The following is a 15486-nucleotide window of genomic DNA, read 5'->3' on the forward strand; positions in this document are numbered from 1 at the left end:
GTCTCGCCGGGGGGGCGGCTCCGTGGTCGTCTCCGTGTCCGCCGTCTCCGGGCTCACCGGGGACTCGGGGGTCTCCGGGCTGGGGGAGGACGGCGGCTTGGGCGTGGGCGACGACGGGGGAGGGGACGTCGCGGTGTCGGTGGGGCTGATCGTCGGCGCCTTCGTCTCCTTGTCCCGGTCGGCGTTGGAGTCGCCCCGGTGGCGGGCGATCCACTCGCCGGTGTCGATGTCGACGATGACGAAGACCTTCACCACCTGGGTGGCGGGCTTGACGACGACCGTGTTGGACATGCGGTAGCCGGGCCACGGGGTGCCGACGGGCCGCGGCGCGGTCCTGGTGACGACCGGGTCGCCGAGCGGATTGCCGCAGGCGCACCGCACGCGCGGCGCCCCGCGGTTGTCGACCAGGACGGCGGTACCGGCCTGGAGGACCGCCTGGTACGCCCGTGGGGCCCCGTCCCGGTAACCGTGGTTGGTGACCCAGGTGTCCGCGCGCAGCCGCAACGGGGTCAGCGACCGCAGGTAGTCGGGCACGGTGGGCGGCTGGATGCGCAAGGCGGTGGCGAAGGCCCGGTTCTTGGCCGGTTCGGCCGCCAGATACTCGATCTGACGCTCGACGTCGCAACTGGCCACGTTCTTGGTGCCGCCGTACAGGCCGCGCCGCGAACCGTCGTACTGCCGTACGGCGTTGTCGCCGGGCGGCGGCGCGGTCGTGGGCACCTGGACGGTGGGGGACGGCGAGTCGACCGGGTCGCGGGCCGTGGAATCGGTGAACGGGTCCGGGCCGGTGGCCGCGGCGTTCTGGAGGGAGAGCGTGCCGCCCCCGCCGCCGCCCCCGCCGTCCCCGTCACCGCCGCCCGGGCGGGTCAGGACGACGGCGACCACCACCGCCACGACGAGCGCGGCGGCCGCGATCGCGATACGCGGGACGGACCGCCACCACGGGCGGTCTCCGCCGCCCCCGTCACCCGGACCGCCGCCACCGGGACCGCCGCCCCCGCCGGGTCCGCCGCCACCGGGGCCGCCGGGGCCGCCCGGCCCCTCGCCTCCTGGGGCGGTGGGCGGCGGAGGGCCACCCTGCGGGTGCGTGGAGGCGCCCGAGATGGGGCCCGGAGGAGGGCCGGTGGGGCGTTCGGAGGGCGGTTGGGAAGTCACGTTTGTTCCCTTCTTCCGTACCGCGCCCATTGTGTGTCCCGTACGGGCCCGCCCCGCAAGCGGACAGCGTCCACGCAGTGACAGGCCGCCACAGGGACACGCCGCCACCGTCGGCAGGCGGGCTCCCGGCGGCACCCTTAACGTGGCAGCGTGAGCCATCAGGGACCCCGCCCACCGAGCAGCCCCGCACCGAGCGGGGGACGCGGCGCCGTGCGCGACTGGGGCGACGCCCTGGTCACCGTGCTCGCCGCCCTGGTCGCCATGGCCGTCGTCGCCGCTCTCGGCCTGTGGGCGGCGGGCGCCACCGACCTGCCGGACGGCGCGTTCCCGCACGTCGTCGCGGCCGTCGTCGTCATCGCCGCCGGCGGATCGGTGGACGTCGCCGGAGACGCCGGCGGCCTCGCCGGTACGGACGCGGAACTCACCCTCATGCCGCTGTCCGTGACCCTCACCGGAGCCCTCGTCGCGGGTGCCTGCTTCCTCCGGCCGCTGCGGCACCGCGCCGTCGCCTCCACCGGTGAACTCCTCGGACGGGTCGCCCGAACGGCCGTCCTGTGGCTCGCCGCGCTCGCCGCGCTGACCGCACTGGCCCGGCACACGTTCCCCATCGCGCCGCCCGACTCGCCCATCGACATCATCGGCGGCCTGCTGGACGCCACCCCCACCGTCGGCTTCCGCGCCGACACCGGGCTCACGCTCCTGTTCGGCCTGATCTGGCTGCTCGGCGTCCTCGCCATGGCCCTGCTCGTCTCCCGCAAGGCCCCGCTCCCCGCCCGGCTGCTGCGCTACCAGGAACCGGTCCGCCCGGCCGCCTTCGCCATGCTGCTCCTGCTCCTCGCGTACGTGGCCGTCGGCCTGGTCGTCGGCCTGGTCGTGGCGGCGACCAGGGGCCATGCCGCCGAGACGTTCGCCGTGATCCTGCTGGGCCTGCCCAACGTCGTCTGGCTCGCCCTGGGCCTCGGCATCGGCGCCTCCTGGGAGGGCAGGGTCGAGGGCCCGTTCGGCCTGCCCATGCCCCACGTCCTGGACCAGGCGCTGCGCGGCTCCGAGAACACCACGCTGAACGTGTCGGCCCTCGCCCAGCACGACGGGCGGGCCTGGTGGCTCATCCCCGTCGCCGCCGTGCTGCTCCTGGCCGCCGCCTTCGCCATGGCGGTCCGCTCGCCCGCCGGCACCCGGCTGTGGCAGTACGCCCTCCACCTGGGCGTCGCCTTCGCGCTCACGATGCTCGTCGTCACCCCCGTCACCCGGGTCGTCGCGCGGCTCGGCCTGTCCGTGCTGGGCATCATCGAGATCGAGGACCTGGGCGGACAGGTGCTGCTACGGCCCCATGTGTGGACCGCCGTCGGGCTCGCCCTCGCGTGGGGCCTGGTGGCCGGTTCGCTGGGCGGGCTGCTCGCCTCGCGCGTACGCCGCAAAGGCGAAGTCCCCACGAAGTGACCCTGAGGTTCACCTTCACAGTTCCCGGAACACCGGCAGCGCCCAGGCGGGCGGCGCCGGGGGCGGTGTGCGCGCACCACCGTCGCCCACCAGCGCCGCCCGCAGCTCGGCCACGAACTGCAGGCACGTGTCGTACCGCTCCTCCGGTGCCTTCGCGAGCGCCTTCGCCAGGACGGGGTCGACGGCGGCCGGCAGTCCCGGGCGCTCCCCGGTCAGGGGCGGCGGCGGATCGTACTGGTGGGCCCAGAGCAGCGCCATGTCGTCGTCACGCCGGAACGGCGGGACCCCCGCCAGCGTCTCGAACACGACACACCCCAGGCTGTACACGTCGCACCGGCCGTCCACCGGCCGCCCCGAGATCTGCTCCGGCGCCACGTAGTCGAGCGTCCCGACGAACTGGCCCACACTGGTGAACCCGGTCAGGGACAGCGACTTCTTCGTCAGACCGAAGTCCGTGAGGTAGACGTGTTCGGGATGCTCGCTGTCGGTGCCCGGCGCGACCAGGATGTTGCCCGGCTTGACGTCCCGGTGCACCAGGTCGTGCGCGTGCGCCGCGTCCAGCGCCGACGCCACCTGCGCGGCGATCCGCCCGGCCTTGTCGGGCGGCAGGGGGCCCTCCCGGTCCAGCAGCGCCCGCAGGTCCTGCCCGGCGACGTACCGCATGGCGATGTACAGCACGCCCTCGGTCTCGCCCGCCTCGAACACCGGCACGATGTGCGGGTGGTCGATCGCGGCGGCGACCCGTGACTCGTGCGCGAACCGCTTGCGGAAGGTGTCGTTACGGGCCAGCTCCGGGGCGAGCAGCTTCAGCGCCACCGCCCGGTCCAGCCGCAGGTCGCGCGCCCGGTACACCACGGCCATGCCGCCCCGCCCGATCTCGCTCTCCACCCGGTAGTCCGCGATCTGCTTGCCGACCAGCCCCGACGGCCGGCCGGCGGGCAGGTCGTCACGCGTGACGCGGTCCGCCATCAGCCGTCACCCGTCGTACGGTCCGGCGCGTCGTTCTCGTCGTCGCGGCGCTCCACCAGCCGCGTCGGCTCGGCGCCCGCGTCGGGCACCGCCGCGTGCTCGACCACCCGCGTCGGCTCGTACCCCGCGGGCGGGGCGGGGACGACCGGTGGCGGCGGCTCCTCGCCGATCCCGGTACCGGCTCCCACGGCCGACGGGCCGGCCGGGCGGTCGGCGTCCGGGACCGCCGACGGGCCGGCCGGGCGGTCGTCCTCCCGGGCCGCCGACGGGCCGGCCGAGGCCGCGTACGTACTGAGCCGCGTGCCGTCGCAGTACAGCCAGCGCTCCCGCCGCGCGTCGTACATCCACAGCGACTCCCCGTCCACGACCAGGCCGATCCGCAGCCCCTGGGTCCGCCGCCGGAACGTCTCGCCGTCCACGCGCCCCGCCGCCAGCTCCTCCGCCGCCCGCCGGTAGCGGCCCACCGCCTCCTCGGCGCGGGTGAGCAGCGGCCGCGGATCGGAGGCCGTGCCCATCGGCCGGCCCGCCGCCGGGGGATCCGGCGGTACGGAGACCAGCAGGCGCCCGTCCACCCAGGCGGACCACCCGTTGGAGCACAGGACCTGGCCCCAGTCGCCGACCCGGTCCAGCAACTGCACGGGCAGGAACGGGTCCAACGGCACGGTCGGCCGTGCCGGATCCGGCGCCTCCCAGGCGGGCAGCCCCTCGGCGGGCACCACATGGCTGGGCCGGAAGCCGTTGCCGGGGGAGTGGGGAGCGCTCGGGGAACCGGGGAAGACCATCAGCCGTGCCTACTTTCGCATGATCACCGGTTCGTGCCGGCGCAGCAGCTTCGCGACCACGAACCCGAGGACGACGGACAGCACCACGAGCATCCCCATGTCCAGCAGCCACGTCCCCAGCGTGTGCTCGAACAGCGGATCGGCGGTCTTGTCGGTCGGCGAGAGCCGCCGGATGTCGACCGTCGAGCCCATCGCCCCGAACGCCCACCGGGACGGGATGAGCCACGAGAGCTGCTCCAGGACGAGCGACCCGTGGATCTTCAGCAGGCCGCCGCAGAACACCACCTGCACGATCGCGAGGAGCACCAGGAGCGGCATGGTGACCTCCTCCTTGCGCACCAGCGCGGACACGAACAGGCCGAGCATCATCGCCGTGAACGACAGCAGCGCCACGGCCAGCGTGATCTCCACGAGCGGCGGCATCAGCACGCCCTTGCCGCCCGGGGCGTTCAGCGGGACACCGATCAGCGCGACCAGGGTCAGGACGACGGCCTGCACGACCGTGATGACGCCGAGCACCACCACTTTGGACATCAGGTACGCCGATCTGGACAGGCCGACGGCTCTCTCCCGGCGGTAGATCGTCCGCTCCTTCACCAGCTCCCGCACCGCGTTGGCGGCGCCCGTCAGCACCCCGCCGACACACAGGATGAGCAGCACGTTCATCGTCGACTCACGGCCGAAGCCGCCCTCCGACAGGGCCCGGGCCATCGCCCCCATCACAAACGGCAGGGCGATCATGATGGCGATGAACGTCCGGTCGGCGCTCAGCGCGGCCGCGTACCGCCGTACGAGCGTCCGCAGCTGGGCACCCCAGCTCTGCGCCTTCGGCGGCGGCGCGGGCGGCGTGACGGCGGCCGCCCCGTCGGGCAGCGGCGGCCGCTGCATGGCGCCCGCGATGTACTGCTGGTGGAGCCGGGAGGCGCGGTACCGGCCCGCCCAGTCGCGGTCCCGGTCGTTCTCGAACGCCTCGAACGCCTCGGGCCACTCGCTGAAGCCGAAGAACCCCAGGGCGTCCTCGGGCGGCCCGTAGTACGCGATCCGCCCGCCCGGGGCCAGCACCAGCAGCCGGTCGCAGACGTCGAGGCTGAGCACGCTGTGGGTGACGACGATGACCGTACGGCCGTCGTCGGCGAGCCCGCGCAGCATGTGCATCACCGACCGGTCCATGCCCGGGTCCAGGCCGGAGGTCGGCTCGTCCAGGAACAGCAGCGACGGCTTCGTCAGCAGCTCCAGCGCCACGCTGACGCGCTTGCGCTGCCCGCCGGACAGGCTGTGGATCGGCTGCTGGGTGCGCTGCTGGAGGCCGAGTTCCTCGATGACCTCGTCCACCCGGGCCTGCCGCTCGGAGCGGGCGGTGTCCTCGGGGAAGCGCAGCTCGGCGGCGTAGGTGAGGGCCCGGCGCACGGTCAGCTGGAGGTGCAGGATGTCGTCCTGCGGTACGAGGCCGATGCGGCGGCGCAGTTCGGCGTAGTCCCGGTACAGGTCGCGGCCGTCGTACAGCACCGTGCCCCGGTCGGCGGGGCGCAGCCCGGTCAGCGCGTTGAGCAGCGTGGACTTGCCGGACCCGCTGGGCCCGACCACGCCGAGCAGGCACTTCTCCCCGACGGGGAAGGACACGTCGTCGATGAGGGTCTTGCGGCCCCGGTCCACCGTGACCGCCAGGTCCTGTACGTCCAGCGACACCTCTCCGGTGTCGGTGAACTCCACCAGCTGGGCGCCGACCAGGCAGAACGCCGAGTGCCCGATGCCGACGATGTCGTCGGGCGTCACGCGCGCGCGGGTGACCGGCTGGCCGTTGAGGAACGTGCCGTTGTGGCTGCCGAGGTCGTGGATCCAGTACGTGCCGTCCGGGTGGGCGAGCAGCTCGGCGTGCCGGCGGGAGACCGTCAGGTCGTCGACGACCAGGTCGTTGTCGGGGCCGCGCCCGATGCGTACGGTCCGCGTCGGCAGCGGCCGTACGGAGGTCGGCTGCCGGAACGTGCCGGTGGCGCCGGGCAGCGACACGGAGGACGGCCGGGGCGTGGGGGGCGGGGCGTGCGACACGGGCGGCGGGTGTGACGAGGCGGGCGGGGCGTGCGACACGGGCGGGGGGTGTGACGAGGCGGGCGGGGCCTGGGACCAGGAAGGCGCGGGCTGCGAGGGCGCGGCTCGCTCAGGAGGCGGTGCGGGCGGCGCGGACCGCTCGGGCGATGGCGCCGGGCGCTCCGGGGTTACCGGGCGGTCGGGGGCCTCGGGGGCCTCGGGCGCCGACAGCAGGGCGCAGGGCCCGTCGGCCGGATGCCCGAAGTGGATGACGCTGCCGGGCCCCACGCCCCACGCCCGGACGCGTCTGCCCTCGGCGAAGGTGCCGTTCGTACTGCCCTCGTCCCGCACGGTCCACTGTCCGCCCTCGGGGCGCAGCACCGCGTGATGCCAGGAGATCCGGGCGTCGGCCAGCACGATGTCGCTCGCTGGGTCGCGCCCGATGCGGTACTCCCGACTCGGACTCATCACGGTGGAGTCCCCGTCGATGTCGAGGACCAGCTCGGGCGCGGTGGGCACATATGGCCGCTCTCCCATAGGGGAATTTTATCCTTCCGCGCCGACATACGCCCGGGAAGTGCGAAATTCCGGGCCTCCCGGGCCTTCCTGGTCTCACCGGGCAGGGCGGCGCCGGTAGTCCGCCACGATGCGGACGACGGCGTTGAAGGCGCGGACGCTGTCGGCGGGTCTCGGCTGCCCCACGGGCGTACCGAGCCGTTCGCCGCGGTAGGTCTGGCGAGGGTTGGAGTAGCGGTTGACGCGACGGCAGGGGCCGCCGGTCGCCTTGCGGCAACCGGACTCGTACGCCTCCAGCGTCGACCAGCTGCCCGACGGAGGGAAGTAGCCGCGGGCGCTGTTGGCGCCGTGGGGCGCGGTGACGTAGTCGTGCATGGCGCCCAGGTTGTGGGCGATCTCGTGGGCGAGGGAGTGGTGGGCCAGGGCCTGCTGGGCGACGACGCTGTAGCTCTGGCCGCTGGTGCGGGACGTCACGCGCCGGGGCCGGTTGGCGAGTCCGGCGGCTCCGCCGCTGCCCGTCACCACCGTGACCAGGTCGGCTCCCACGTCGTCGCGGAGGCGGGGCAGGTGGTCGGCGACACCGTCGCCGCGCCGGGCGACCGCCTTCAACAGGGCGTCACCGGACCGGTCCAGCCGCGCGGGCACCGTGGTGCGGACGATGCCGGTGAGCCGGAGGCGGGCGCGGACGGCGCTCGCGGTGAACGCCTGGGAGGCGGAGGTGACGGCCCGTCGGATCCGGGCGCGCAGGATGGGCTCACCGCCCGCCTCGCCGGCCGCGCGGGCGGTGAAACCGGCGAGGAGGTCGATGGTGACGATCCGCTGGGCGCGGTGGCTGCGGGGCACCCCCATGCAGTGACGTTTCTTCATCGCCGGCGCATGGCACATGCCGGCTCCCTCCCGTGCGGGCGCGGCGGCAGGCGGGCCGGAAAGGGCGGACGGTCGCTCATGTGCGGGTGCGCCGCAGCCGGTCGTGCTCAGCACGAGGGCGAGCGCGGCGGCACTCAGTGGCGAAGGGGCAACGCGCATCTCCATCCTTTCGCAGAGGACACCCCAGGTGTCCTTGCGAGAAGGTGCGTGCCCTATGCGCCAGGTGACGCCGATTCACCGGTTCGGCGGTGGCGGGGCGGTACGGGGGCGGCTCGGCCCGGCAGCCGCTTCTCCAGAAGGGTGACCGCGTACGCATGGCCCAGGCCGCCGTCCTTCGCGGCCTGTTCGCCCACGACGCCGTACCCGGCCGCCTCGTAGTACGCGCGCAGCCGGGCGTTGCCGGCCAGGCAGTCCAGCCGGCACAGGCTCCGCCCGGCCGCGGCGACGCGCCGTTCCGCCTCGGCGAGCATCCGGCGCCCGGTGCCGGGCGGTGCGGTGCGGCGGTCGGTCATCAGCCGGTGGACGTACCCGGCCGCCGGGGGCTGCGGACCCCAGGCGGCGGGGTCCTCCCACCACAGCTCCCAGGCCCCGGCGACCGGCCCGCCGGGGCCGAGCGTGGCGATCCAGACCTCGCCGTCGGCCAGGCGAGCCCGGAAGTGGTCCTCGCCGAGCTGTCCCGGCTTCCACTGGTCGATCCCGTGGGCGAGCTGCCACCGCGCCGCGTCGTCGCGCAGCCGGACCAGGCCGGGCAGGTCGTCCTCGCCCGCGCGCCGGAACGACAGCGGCGGTTCCCCGGCCGGGTCGAGCAGGTTCGCGCGCAGGGCGGCGACCAGGTCGTCGTCCACGCCCAGCAGGCCGGCGGCGTAGCCGCGTACGGAACCGTGCCGCTCGGTCAGGGCGGCGAGGAACAGGCGCATCACGTCCGCGGGGGCACGTCCGTAGCCGGGCCAGTCGGGGCGGCGTCCGGCGTGGGCGGCCCGCCAGTCGGCGATCAGCCGGTCGGTGGCGAGCTCGGTGAGGGCGAAGTCCTCGACGATGTCGGTCTCGTCCACGCCCAGCAGGGCCAGGACGAGCGCGGCCAGCAGGCCGGTGCGGTCCTTGCCGGAGGCGCAGTGGAAGACCACCGGGCCGTCGTCCGCGCCCGCGATCACTTCGAGGGCGCGGCGCAGTTCCTTGACGCCGTCGTGGGCGACTTCCAGGTAGCGCTCGGCGAGGTACGGCCCGGGCTCGACGTCCGGGCCGAGGGCGGCCTGGTCGTAGGGCCGGTGCTCGACGCTGAGGTTGTGGTAGGCCAGCGAAGGGTGGTCGGGGACGCGGCCCTTGGCGTCGATCTCCCACGGGTAGCGCAGGTCGATGACGGTACGGACGCCCAGTGCGAGGAAGCGGTCCCAGTCCGCGCCGCCGTCGGACGCGCTCAGCTTTCCCAGCGAGTCGGAGCGGAACAGCTTCCCCCACCGCACACGGCGGCCGTCCCCGGTGACGTACCCGCCGAGGTCCCGGAAGTTGTGCAGCCGTTCGAAATTCAGGTGTCTGGTCACAACCGGGCACCCTATGCGGCGTCTTGGCGCAGCAGCAGGTCCGCCGCCTCCCGTGCCTCCCGGGCGGGGCCGGACGAGCCGGTGAGGGCGGCGGTGGTCATGGCGCCCTCCGCGAGCAGGGTCACATACGCACCGGCGGAGGCGGGTGCGCCCGCCTCGGTCACCAGGTCGGTGACGTAGTGCCGGAACTCCTCCTTGTGCCGGCGCGCGGCCTCGGCCACCTCCGGCGACGTGGCGCCGAGCTCCCCGAAGGAGTTGATGAACGCGCAGCCCCGGTAGCCCGGTTCCTCGAACCAGGTGTGCAGCCAGTCGAAGACCGCGAGCACCCGCTCGCGCGGCGGGCCGTCCACACGGTCCACATACGCGGCGAGGCCGGCGCGCCAGCGGGCGTCGCGCCGCAGCAGGTACGCCTCGACCAGCGCGCCCTTGGACGGGAACAGCTGGTACAGGCGCCGCAGGGTGACTCCGGACGCGGACCGGACGGCATCCATGCCGACGGCCTGGATGCCCTGGCCGTAGAACAGCTCCTCGGCCGCGTCGAGGACCCGGCTCCTGGCCGCCTCGGTGTCCATGTCGCCACTCCCTTGCGTGGAGAACCATCGTTCTCGTACGGTACTCGACAGGGTGAGAACGAGCGTTCTCGCCCGGCTTCGAGAGGAGACCGCCGTGCGCCCGCCCCTGCCGCCGTTCACCGAGGAGACCGCCCGCCTGAAGGTGCGGCTCGCCGAGGACGCCTGGAACACCCGCGACCCCCGGAAGGTCGCCCTCGCCTACACCGAGGACTCCGAGTGGCGCAATCGCGACGTCTTCCTGCGCGGCCGGGACGAGATCGTCGCCTTTCTCACCGCCAAGTGGCAGCGCGAACTCGGCTACCGGCTCCGCAAGGAACTGTGGGCCTTCACCGGCGACCGCATCGCCGTGCGCTTCGCGTACGAGTACCACGAAACCGACGGCCGGTGGTTCCGCGCGTACGGCAACGAGAACTGGGAGTTCGACGAGCACGGCCTGATGCGCAGGCGCTACGCGAGCATCAACGACGTGCCCATCGCGGCTCCCTCGGAGCGGATCACTGTCTGATCCACTGTCTGATTCGCGGCGAATGCATCGGTCCGTGAGTCTTGGGAACGCGAGAAGTCGACCCGAGATGATCAGAAAGGCGGACCATGACAGATTCCCGTGAGCCCCAGGACCCCGTCACCCGGCACCCGCAGCCGGACTTCCCCGAACAGGAGCAGCCGCATCCCGGCTGGACCGGTCCCATGGACCCGCCCCCGGACCACGGCGAGGAGTCCTACCGGGGCACCGGACTGCTCCGGGACCGCGTCGCCGTCATCACCGGCGGCGACTCCGGTATCGGGCGCGCGGTGAGCCTGGCGTACGCCCGCGAAGGCGCCGATGTGATCTTCACCCACCTCCCCGAGGAGGAGGACGAGGCACGCGAGACCGCCCGGCTCGTGGAGGAGGCCGGCCGCAAGGCCATCGCCATGGCCGCCGACAACCGCGACGAGGAGCAGTGCCGCGCCCTCATCCGGCGGGCCACCGACGAATTCGGGCGGATCGACATCCTGGTGAACAACGCGGCCTACCAGATGGCCCAGCCGGACGGCATCGAAGCCATCACGACCGAACAGTTCGACCGGGTGATGAAGACCAACCTGTACGGCATGTTCTGGCTGACCAGGATGGCGCTGCCGCACATCCCCAAGGGCGGCTGCGTCATCAACACCACCTCCGTCCAGGCGTACAAGCCCAGCCCGCCCCTGCTCGACTACGCCATGACGAAGGGCGCCATCGTCACCTTCACTCAAGGGCTGGCGCAGATGGTCGCCTCGCGCGGCATCCGCGTCAACGCCGTCGCCCCGGGGCCGGTGTGGACACCGCTCATCCCGGCGACGATGCCCGAGACGGCCGAGTTCGGAAAGCAGTCGCCGCTCGGCCGCCCGGCCCAGCCGGCCGAGATGGCACCGGCGTACGTCTTCCTCGCCGCACCCAGCGCGAGTTACATCACCGGAGAGATCGTCAACGCCACCGGCGGCACCCCGCTGCCGTGACCCCGGCCGCTCACGCACGGCGGCTGTGGCACCGGGCCGGCTGGGAGGCCGCGGCGGTCGGCCGGTCCGTACGCCGGGCCCTGACCGGCCCCGGGCCGGAGCGGGACCTGGCCGTCCAGTCCATCAAGGCCGCCGGGGCCGCCATCGCCGCCTGGGCGGTGGCCGGCTGGTGGTGGCAGGCCCCGCTGGCCCTGATGGCGCCCTGGACGGCGGTCGCCCTCGTCCAGAGCACCGTCTACCGCTCGGTGCGGACCGGTGTCCAGCAGGTCGTCCTCATCGCCGCCGGCACCGTGCTGGCGGCCGCGGCCGCCGGGCTGACCGGCGGGAACACCATGGCGGCGATGGCGATCGTGCTGCCCGTCACCGCGCTGCTCGGCAACTACTCCCGCTTCGAGGGCCAGGGCATCTACGCGTCCACGACGGCGCTGTTCGTCCTGGTGTACGGCTCGTTCAGCGGCTTCGACATCCTGCACCGGCTGCTGGAGACCCTTCTCGGCGCGGCCATCGGCATCGGCGTCAACGCGCTGATCCTGCCGCCCGTGCACCTGCGGCACGCCCACGAATCGCTGTGCCGGCTGCCCAGGGACGGCGCGGAGCTGCTGCGCGCCATGGCCGAGGAGATGGAGCGCGGGTACGACCGGCGGCAGGCCCGGGAGTGGCACACCCGGGCGCGGAGGCTGCCGCAGCTGCTCGCCGACCTCCGCAACGCGCGGATGTGGACCCGGGAGAGCCTGCGCCTCAACCCGGGCCGGCGGATCCGGCGCCCCGGCCCGGAGCTGCCGTCCACGCAGTGGGACGCGGCGTGGGAGAGCATCGCGGACCACCTGACGGCCCTCACCGGCACGCTCGCGGAGGCGGCGGGCGACCGCCCCCGGCTCACCCCGCCGCCGGACGACGTCCTCTCGGACGTACCGCCGCTGCTGCACGCCCTCGCGGACGTCTGCACGGCGGACTGCGAGGCGCTGAGCGAGCCGGGCGGCGGCGCGGCGGACCGGGACGAGGCCCTGGGGCGGGCCTGGGAGGCGCACCGGCGCCTCAAGGCCCGGCTCACGGAGCAGGACGACGAGACCGCCACGTCGGTCGGCGGCCTGGCGGCGGAGCTCCAGCAGCTCCTGCACGACCTGGACGACGCGAGGGTCACGGCACGGCGCGGGTGACCACCACGGGGCGGGGACCCGCGGCCCCCGTTGTGCGTGGCCGCGCGCCGGGCTGGTTCGGGAGCCGCCCCGGCGCGCGGCATGACTCGGCGCGGGCGCCGCCCCGCAGGCCCGGCGCGGTCTGCGGAGCGCCCGCGCGACCCGGTGCAGGAGGCGTCCGCCCGTTTCCGCAACCGCGTACGGGCCCCCGCGGCACGGGCGCCGGTACCCGCGCAAGGGGAGGGCCTGCACACGGACCGGGCGCACGGGCCGACCGGAGCGCCGTACAGGGGCGGGCGGGGCCCCGCGCCCCCGGCAGCCCGGCCGCCGGCCCCTGTGCAAGGGGCGGGGCCGCACGGACCGGGGGCCGCAGCGGGGCCGCACAGGCCGCCTGCCGTACGTGTCGTGGCCCGCACGGGCCAGGGCGCCGGCGCCGTACGGGCGCACCCGGCGGGGCGCGCCGGATGTGCCCGTGCGGTGGGCCGGCCCGTCCGTACGGCGGGCCGGGTGCGCCCGTACCGTGGGCGGAAGCCGCCCGTACGGCGGGCCGGGCCGGTCGGCGCCGGGGCGTCAGGCGGGGTGGTCGTCGTCGGGGCGGAGCTCCGGGGGCCACTTGCGGGTGTCGCGGGGTTCGACGTACGGCTCCTTCGACTCCGGCATGCCGCCGCTGATCGCCCGCTGCCGCGCCAGCTCCGCGTCCAGCTCCAGACCCAGCAGGATGGCCAGGTTCGACAGCCACAGCCAGATCAGGAAGGTGATGACACCCGCCAGGGTGCCGTACGTCTTGTTGTACGAGCCGAAGTTCGCCACGTACAGCGCGAAACCGCCCGACGCGATCAGCCACAGCAGCACGGCCAGCACGCTTCCCGGGCTCAGCCAGCGGAAGCCCAGGCCGTGGACGTTCGGGGCACGCCAGAACAGCAGCCCGATCATCAGGATCACCAGGACGACCAGCACCGGCCACTTGGCGATGTTCCACACCGTGACCGCCTCGTCCCCGAGCCCGATCGCCTGGCCCGCGCGTTCCGCGAGCGGGCCGGTGAACACCACGATCACCGCGCTCACCGCGAGCAGCACCATCAGCACCAGGGTCAGCCCGACCCTCAGCGGGGTCAGCTTCCACACGGGACGGCCCTCGGGAAGGTCGTACACGGCGTTCGCGGTACGGATGAAGCCGCCCACGTACCCGGATGCGGACCAGATCGCCGCCACCAGGCTGATGACCGCCACCACGCCGCTGGCGCCCGGGCTGTCCTGCAGCTGCTTCACCGCGTCGCCGAGGATGTCCCGGACCGGGCCGGGCGCCAGCTGCTGGAGGTTGTCCAGCACGGCGCGCGTCGCCGACTCGCCGATCATGCCCAGTACCGAGACCAGCACCAGCAGGGCGGGGAAGATCGACAGGACGCTGTAGTACGTCAGGGCGGCGGCGCGGTCGGGGAGCTCGTCGTCCATGAACTCCTTGCCGGTGCGTTTGAGCACCGCCCGCCAGGACCCGGCGGACAGGTCGGTCGGTTCCTCGGGCGCCCCTGCGCCTTTTCCCTTTTCCTCACCTGTGTGTGCCATACCGGCACGGGTTACCCGACAGGTCAGGCTCAACCCGAGGAGGACCCCCCATGCCCATCGCGACCGTCAACCCCGCCACCGGCGAGACGCTCAAGACCTTCGAGGAGCTCACGCCCGACGGGATCGAACGGTGCCTCGCCGCCGCCGACGCGGCGTTCCGGCGGTACCGCACGACCACGTTCGCCGACCGGGCCCGCCTGCTGGAACGCGCGGCCGACCTGCTGGATGCCGACCAGGAGGACATCGCCCGCACGATGACCACCGAGATGGGCAAGCCCCTCACCGCCGCCCGCGCGGAGGCGGCCAAGTGCGTCAAGGCCATGCGCTGGTACGCGGCCAACGCCGAGCGGCTCCTCGCCGACGAGCACCCGCCCGAGGCCGAGGTGCGGGACGCCGGGGCGGCCCACGCGCGCGTGCACTACCGTCCCCTCGGCCCGGTCCTGGCCGTCATGCCGTGGAACTTCCCGCTCTGGCAGGTGATCCGCTTCGCCGCGCCCGCGCTGATGGCGGGCAACGTCGGGCTGCTCAAGCACGCCTCGAACGTCCCGCAGACCGCGCTCTACCTGGAGGACCTCTTCCGCCGGGCGGGCTACCCCGACGGCTGCTTCCAGACCCTGCTGGTCGGCTCCCACGCCGTCGAGGGCATCCTGCGCGACCGCCGGGTCGCGGCGGCCACGCTCACCGGCAGCGAACCGGCCGGGCGCTCGGTCGCCTCCGTCGCGGGCGACGAGGTGAAGAAGACCGTCCTGGAACTCGGAGGCAGCGATCCGTACGTGGTGATGCCCTCGGCGGACGTCGACAGGGCCGCCCAGGTCGCCGTCACCGCCCGCGCCCAGAACAACGGCCAGTCGTGCATCGCGGCCAAGCGGTTCATCGTTCACACGGACGTGTACGACGCGTTCGAGGAGCGGTTCACCGCCGGTATGGCCGCGCTGACCGTCGGCGACCCGATGGACGAGTCCACCGACGTCGGGCCGCTCGCCAGCGAAGCCGGCCGCGACGGCCTGGCGGAGCTCGTCGACGACGCCGTACGCGGGGGCGCGACGGTCCTGTGCGGCGGACGCCGCCCCGAAGGGCTCGAACGCGGCTGGTTCTACGAGCCGACCGTGCTGACCGGCATCACTCCGGACATGCGCATCCACCAGGAGGAGACCTTCGGGCCGGTCGCCACCCTCTACCGGGTGGCGGACATCGACGAGGCGGTGAAGGTCGCCAACGACACGTACTTCGGGCTCAGCTCCAACGTCTGGACCCGCGACGACGCCGACGTACAGCGCTTCGTGCGCGACCTGGAGGCGGGCGGCGTATACGTCAACGGCATGACCGCCTCCCATCCCGCGCTGCCGTTCGGCGGCGTGAAGCGCTCCGGGTACGGGCGTGAGCTGTCCGGGCACGGCATCAAGGAGTTCTGCAACGCCACCACCGTGTGGCAGGCGTCCTAGCC

At 73.9% G+C, this 15486-nt stretch carries 13 protein-coding genes and 1 pseudogene; 6 read left to right on the forward strand and 8 right to left on the reverse strand.

The features are described from left to right. The first annotated feature begins 22 nt into the window (after positions 1-22). The gene (locus AMK26_RS19905; protein WP_073756025.1) at positions 23-298 is read left to right on the forward strand and encodes a hypothetical protein; all 276 of its coding nucleotides are present in this window, start codon (positions 23-25) and stop codon (positions 296-298) included. On the opposite strand, the pseudogene AMK26_RS38560 reads toward AMK26_RS19905, so the two are convergent. Beyond that, positions 253-1314, reverse strand: a pseudogene (locus AMK26_RS38560) (DUF6777 domain-containing protein); the annotation flags it as partial. The gene AMK26_RS19905 and the pseudogene AMK26_RS38560 sit on opposite strands and share 46 nt — an antisense overlap. Here AMK26_RS38560 and AMK26_RS19910 point away from each other — a divergent pair. Continuing rightward, complete coding sequence (locus AMK26_RS19910) at positions 1306-2595, forward strand: streptophobe family protein (RefSeq protein WP_079277690.1); 1290 nt, start codon at positions 1306-1308, stop codon at positions 2593-2595. The pseudogene AMK26_RS38560 and the gene AMK26_RS19910 overlap by 9 nt on opposite strands. Positions 2596-2610: 15 nt before the next feature. Here AMK26_RS19910 and AMK26_RS19915 read toward each other — a convergent pair whose 3' ends face one another. From AMK26_RS19915 to AMK26_RS19940, 6 genes are all read right to left on the reverse strand, one after another. Beyond that, a complete protein-coding gene (locus tag AMK26_RS19915; protein ID WP_073756027.1) occupies positions 2611-3564 on the reverse strand; it encodes a serine/threonine-protein kinase in 954 nt (317 codons plus the stop codon). Then, positions 3564-4346, reverse strand: a complete 783-nt coding sequence (locus AMK26_RS37870; protein WP_073756028.1) for a hypothetical protein — start codon at positions 4344-4346, stop codon at positions 3564-3566. Before AMK26_RS37870 ends, AMK26_RS19915 begins: the two co-directional genes overlap by 1 nt. 9 nt (positions 4347-4355) lie before the next feature. Further along, positions 4356-6908 carry an FHA domain-containing protein gene (locus tag AMK26_RS19925; RefSeq protein ID WP_073756029.1) on the reverse strand — a complete coding sequence of 851 codons (2553 nt, stop codon included), beginning with the start codon at positions 6906-6908 and terminating at the stop codon, positions 4356-4358. A gap of 75 nt (positions 6909-6983) precedes the next feature. Then, complete coding sequence (locus AMK26_RS19930) at positions 6984-7736, reverse strand: zinc-dependent metalloprotease family protein (protein ID WP_073756030.1); 753 nt, start codon at positions 7734-7736, stop codon at positions 6984-6986. A 230-nt stretch (positions 7737-7966) separates the two neighbouring features. Beyond that, positions 7967-9292, reverse strand: coding sequence for a tyrosine-protein phosphatase (locus AMK26_RS19935; RefSeq protein ID WP_073756031.1), 1326 nt, complete (start codon positions 9290-9292; stop codon positions 7967-7969). Positions 9293-9303: 11 nt separating this feature from the next. After that, positions 9304-9864, reverse strand: coding sequence for a TetR/AcrR family transcriptional regulator (locus AMK26_RS19940; RefSeq protein WP_073756032.1), 561 nt, complete (start codon positions 9862-9864; stop codon positions 9304-9306). Positions 9865-9958: 94 nt separating this feature from the next. On the opposite strand from AMK26_RS19940, the gene AMK26_RS19945 reads away from it, so the two are divergent. From AMK26_RS19945 to AMK26_RS19955, 3 genes are all read left to right on the forward strand, one after another. Further along, the gene (locus AMK26_RS19945) at positions 9959-10369 is read left to right on the forward strand and encodes a nuclear transport factor 2 family protein (RefSeq protein WP_073756033.1); all 411 of its coding nucleotides are present in this window, start codon (positions 9959-9961) and stop codon (positions 10367-10369) included. A gap of 86 nt (positions 10370-10455) precedes the next feature. After that, positions 10456-11343: an SDR family oxidoreductase gene (locus AMK26_RS19950; protein ID WP_073756034.1), complete on the forward strand. Its 888-nt coding sequence runs from the start codon at positions 10456-10458 to the stop codon at positions 11341-11343. Then, positions 11340-12500, forward strand: coding sequence for an FUSC family protein (locus AMK26_RS19955; RefSeq protein ID WP_073756035.1), 1161 nt, complete (start codon positions 11340-11342; stop codon positions 12498-12500). Before AMK26_RS19950 ends, AMK26_RS19955 begins: the two co-directional genes overlap by 4 nt. 549 nt (positions 12501-13049) lie before the next feature. Here AMK26_RS19955 and AMK26_RS19960 read toward each other — a convergent pair. Continuing rightward, complete coding sequence (locus tag AMK26_RS19960; RefSeq protein WP_073756036.1) at positions 13050-14042, reverse strand: YihY/virulence factor BrkB family protein; 993 nt, start codon at positions 14040-14042, stop codon at positions 13050-13052. A gap of 50 nt (positions 14043-14092) precedes the next feature. Here AMK26_RS19960 and AMK26_RS19965 point away from each other — a divergent pair, with 50 nt between their 5' ends. Further along, positions 14093-15484: an NADP-dependent succinic semialdehyde dehydrogenase gene (locus AMK26_RS19965; protein ID WP_073756037.1), complete on the forward strand. Its 1392-nt coding sequence runs from the start codon at positions 14093-14095 to the stop codon at positions 15482-15484. Positions 15485-15486: the final 2 nt, after the last annotated feature.

Origin of the sequence: Streptomyces sp. CB03234, from assembly GCF_001905885.1 — a bacterium.
In the GTDB taxonomy this organism is placed as follows: Bacteria; Actinomycetota; Actinomycetes; order Streptomycetales; family Streptomycetaceae; genus Streptomyces.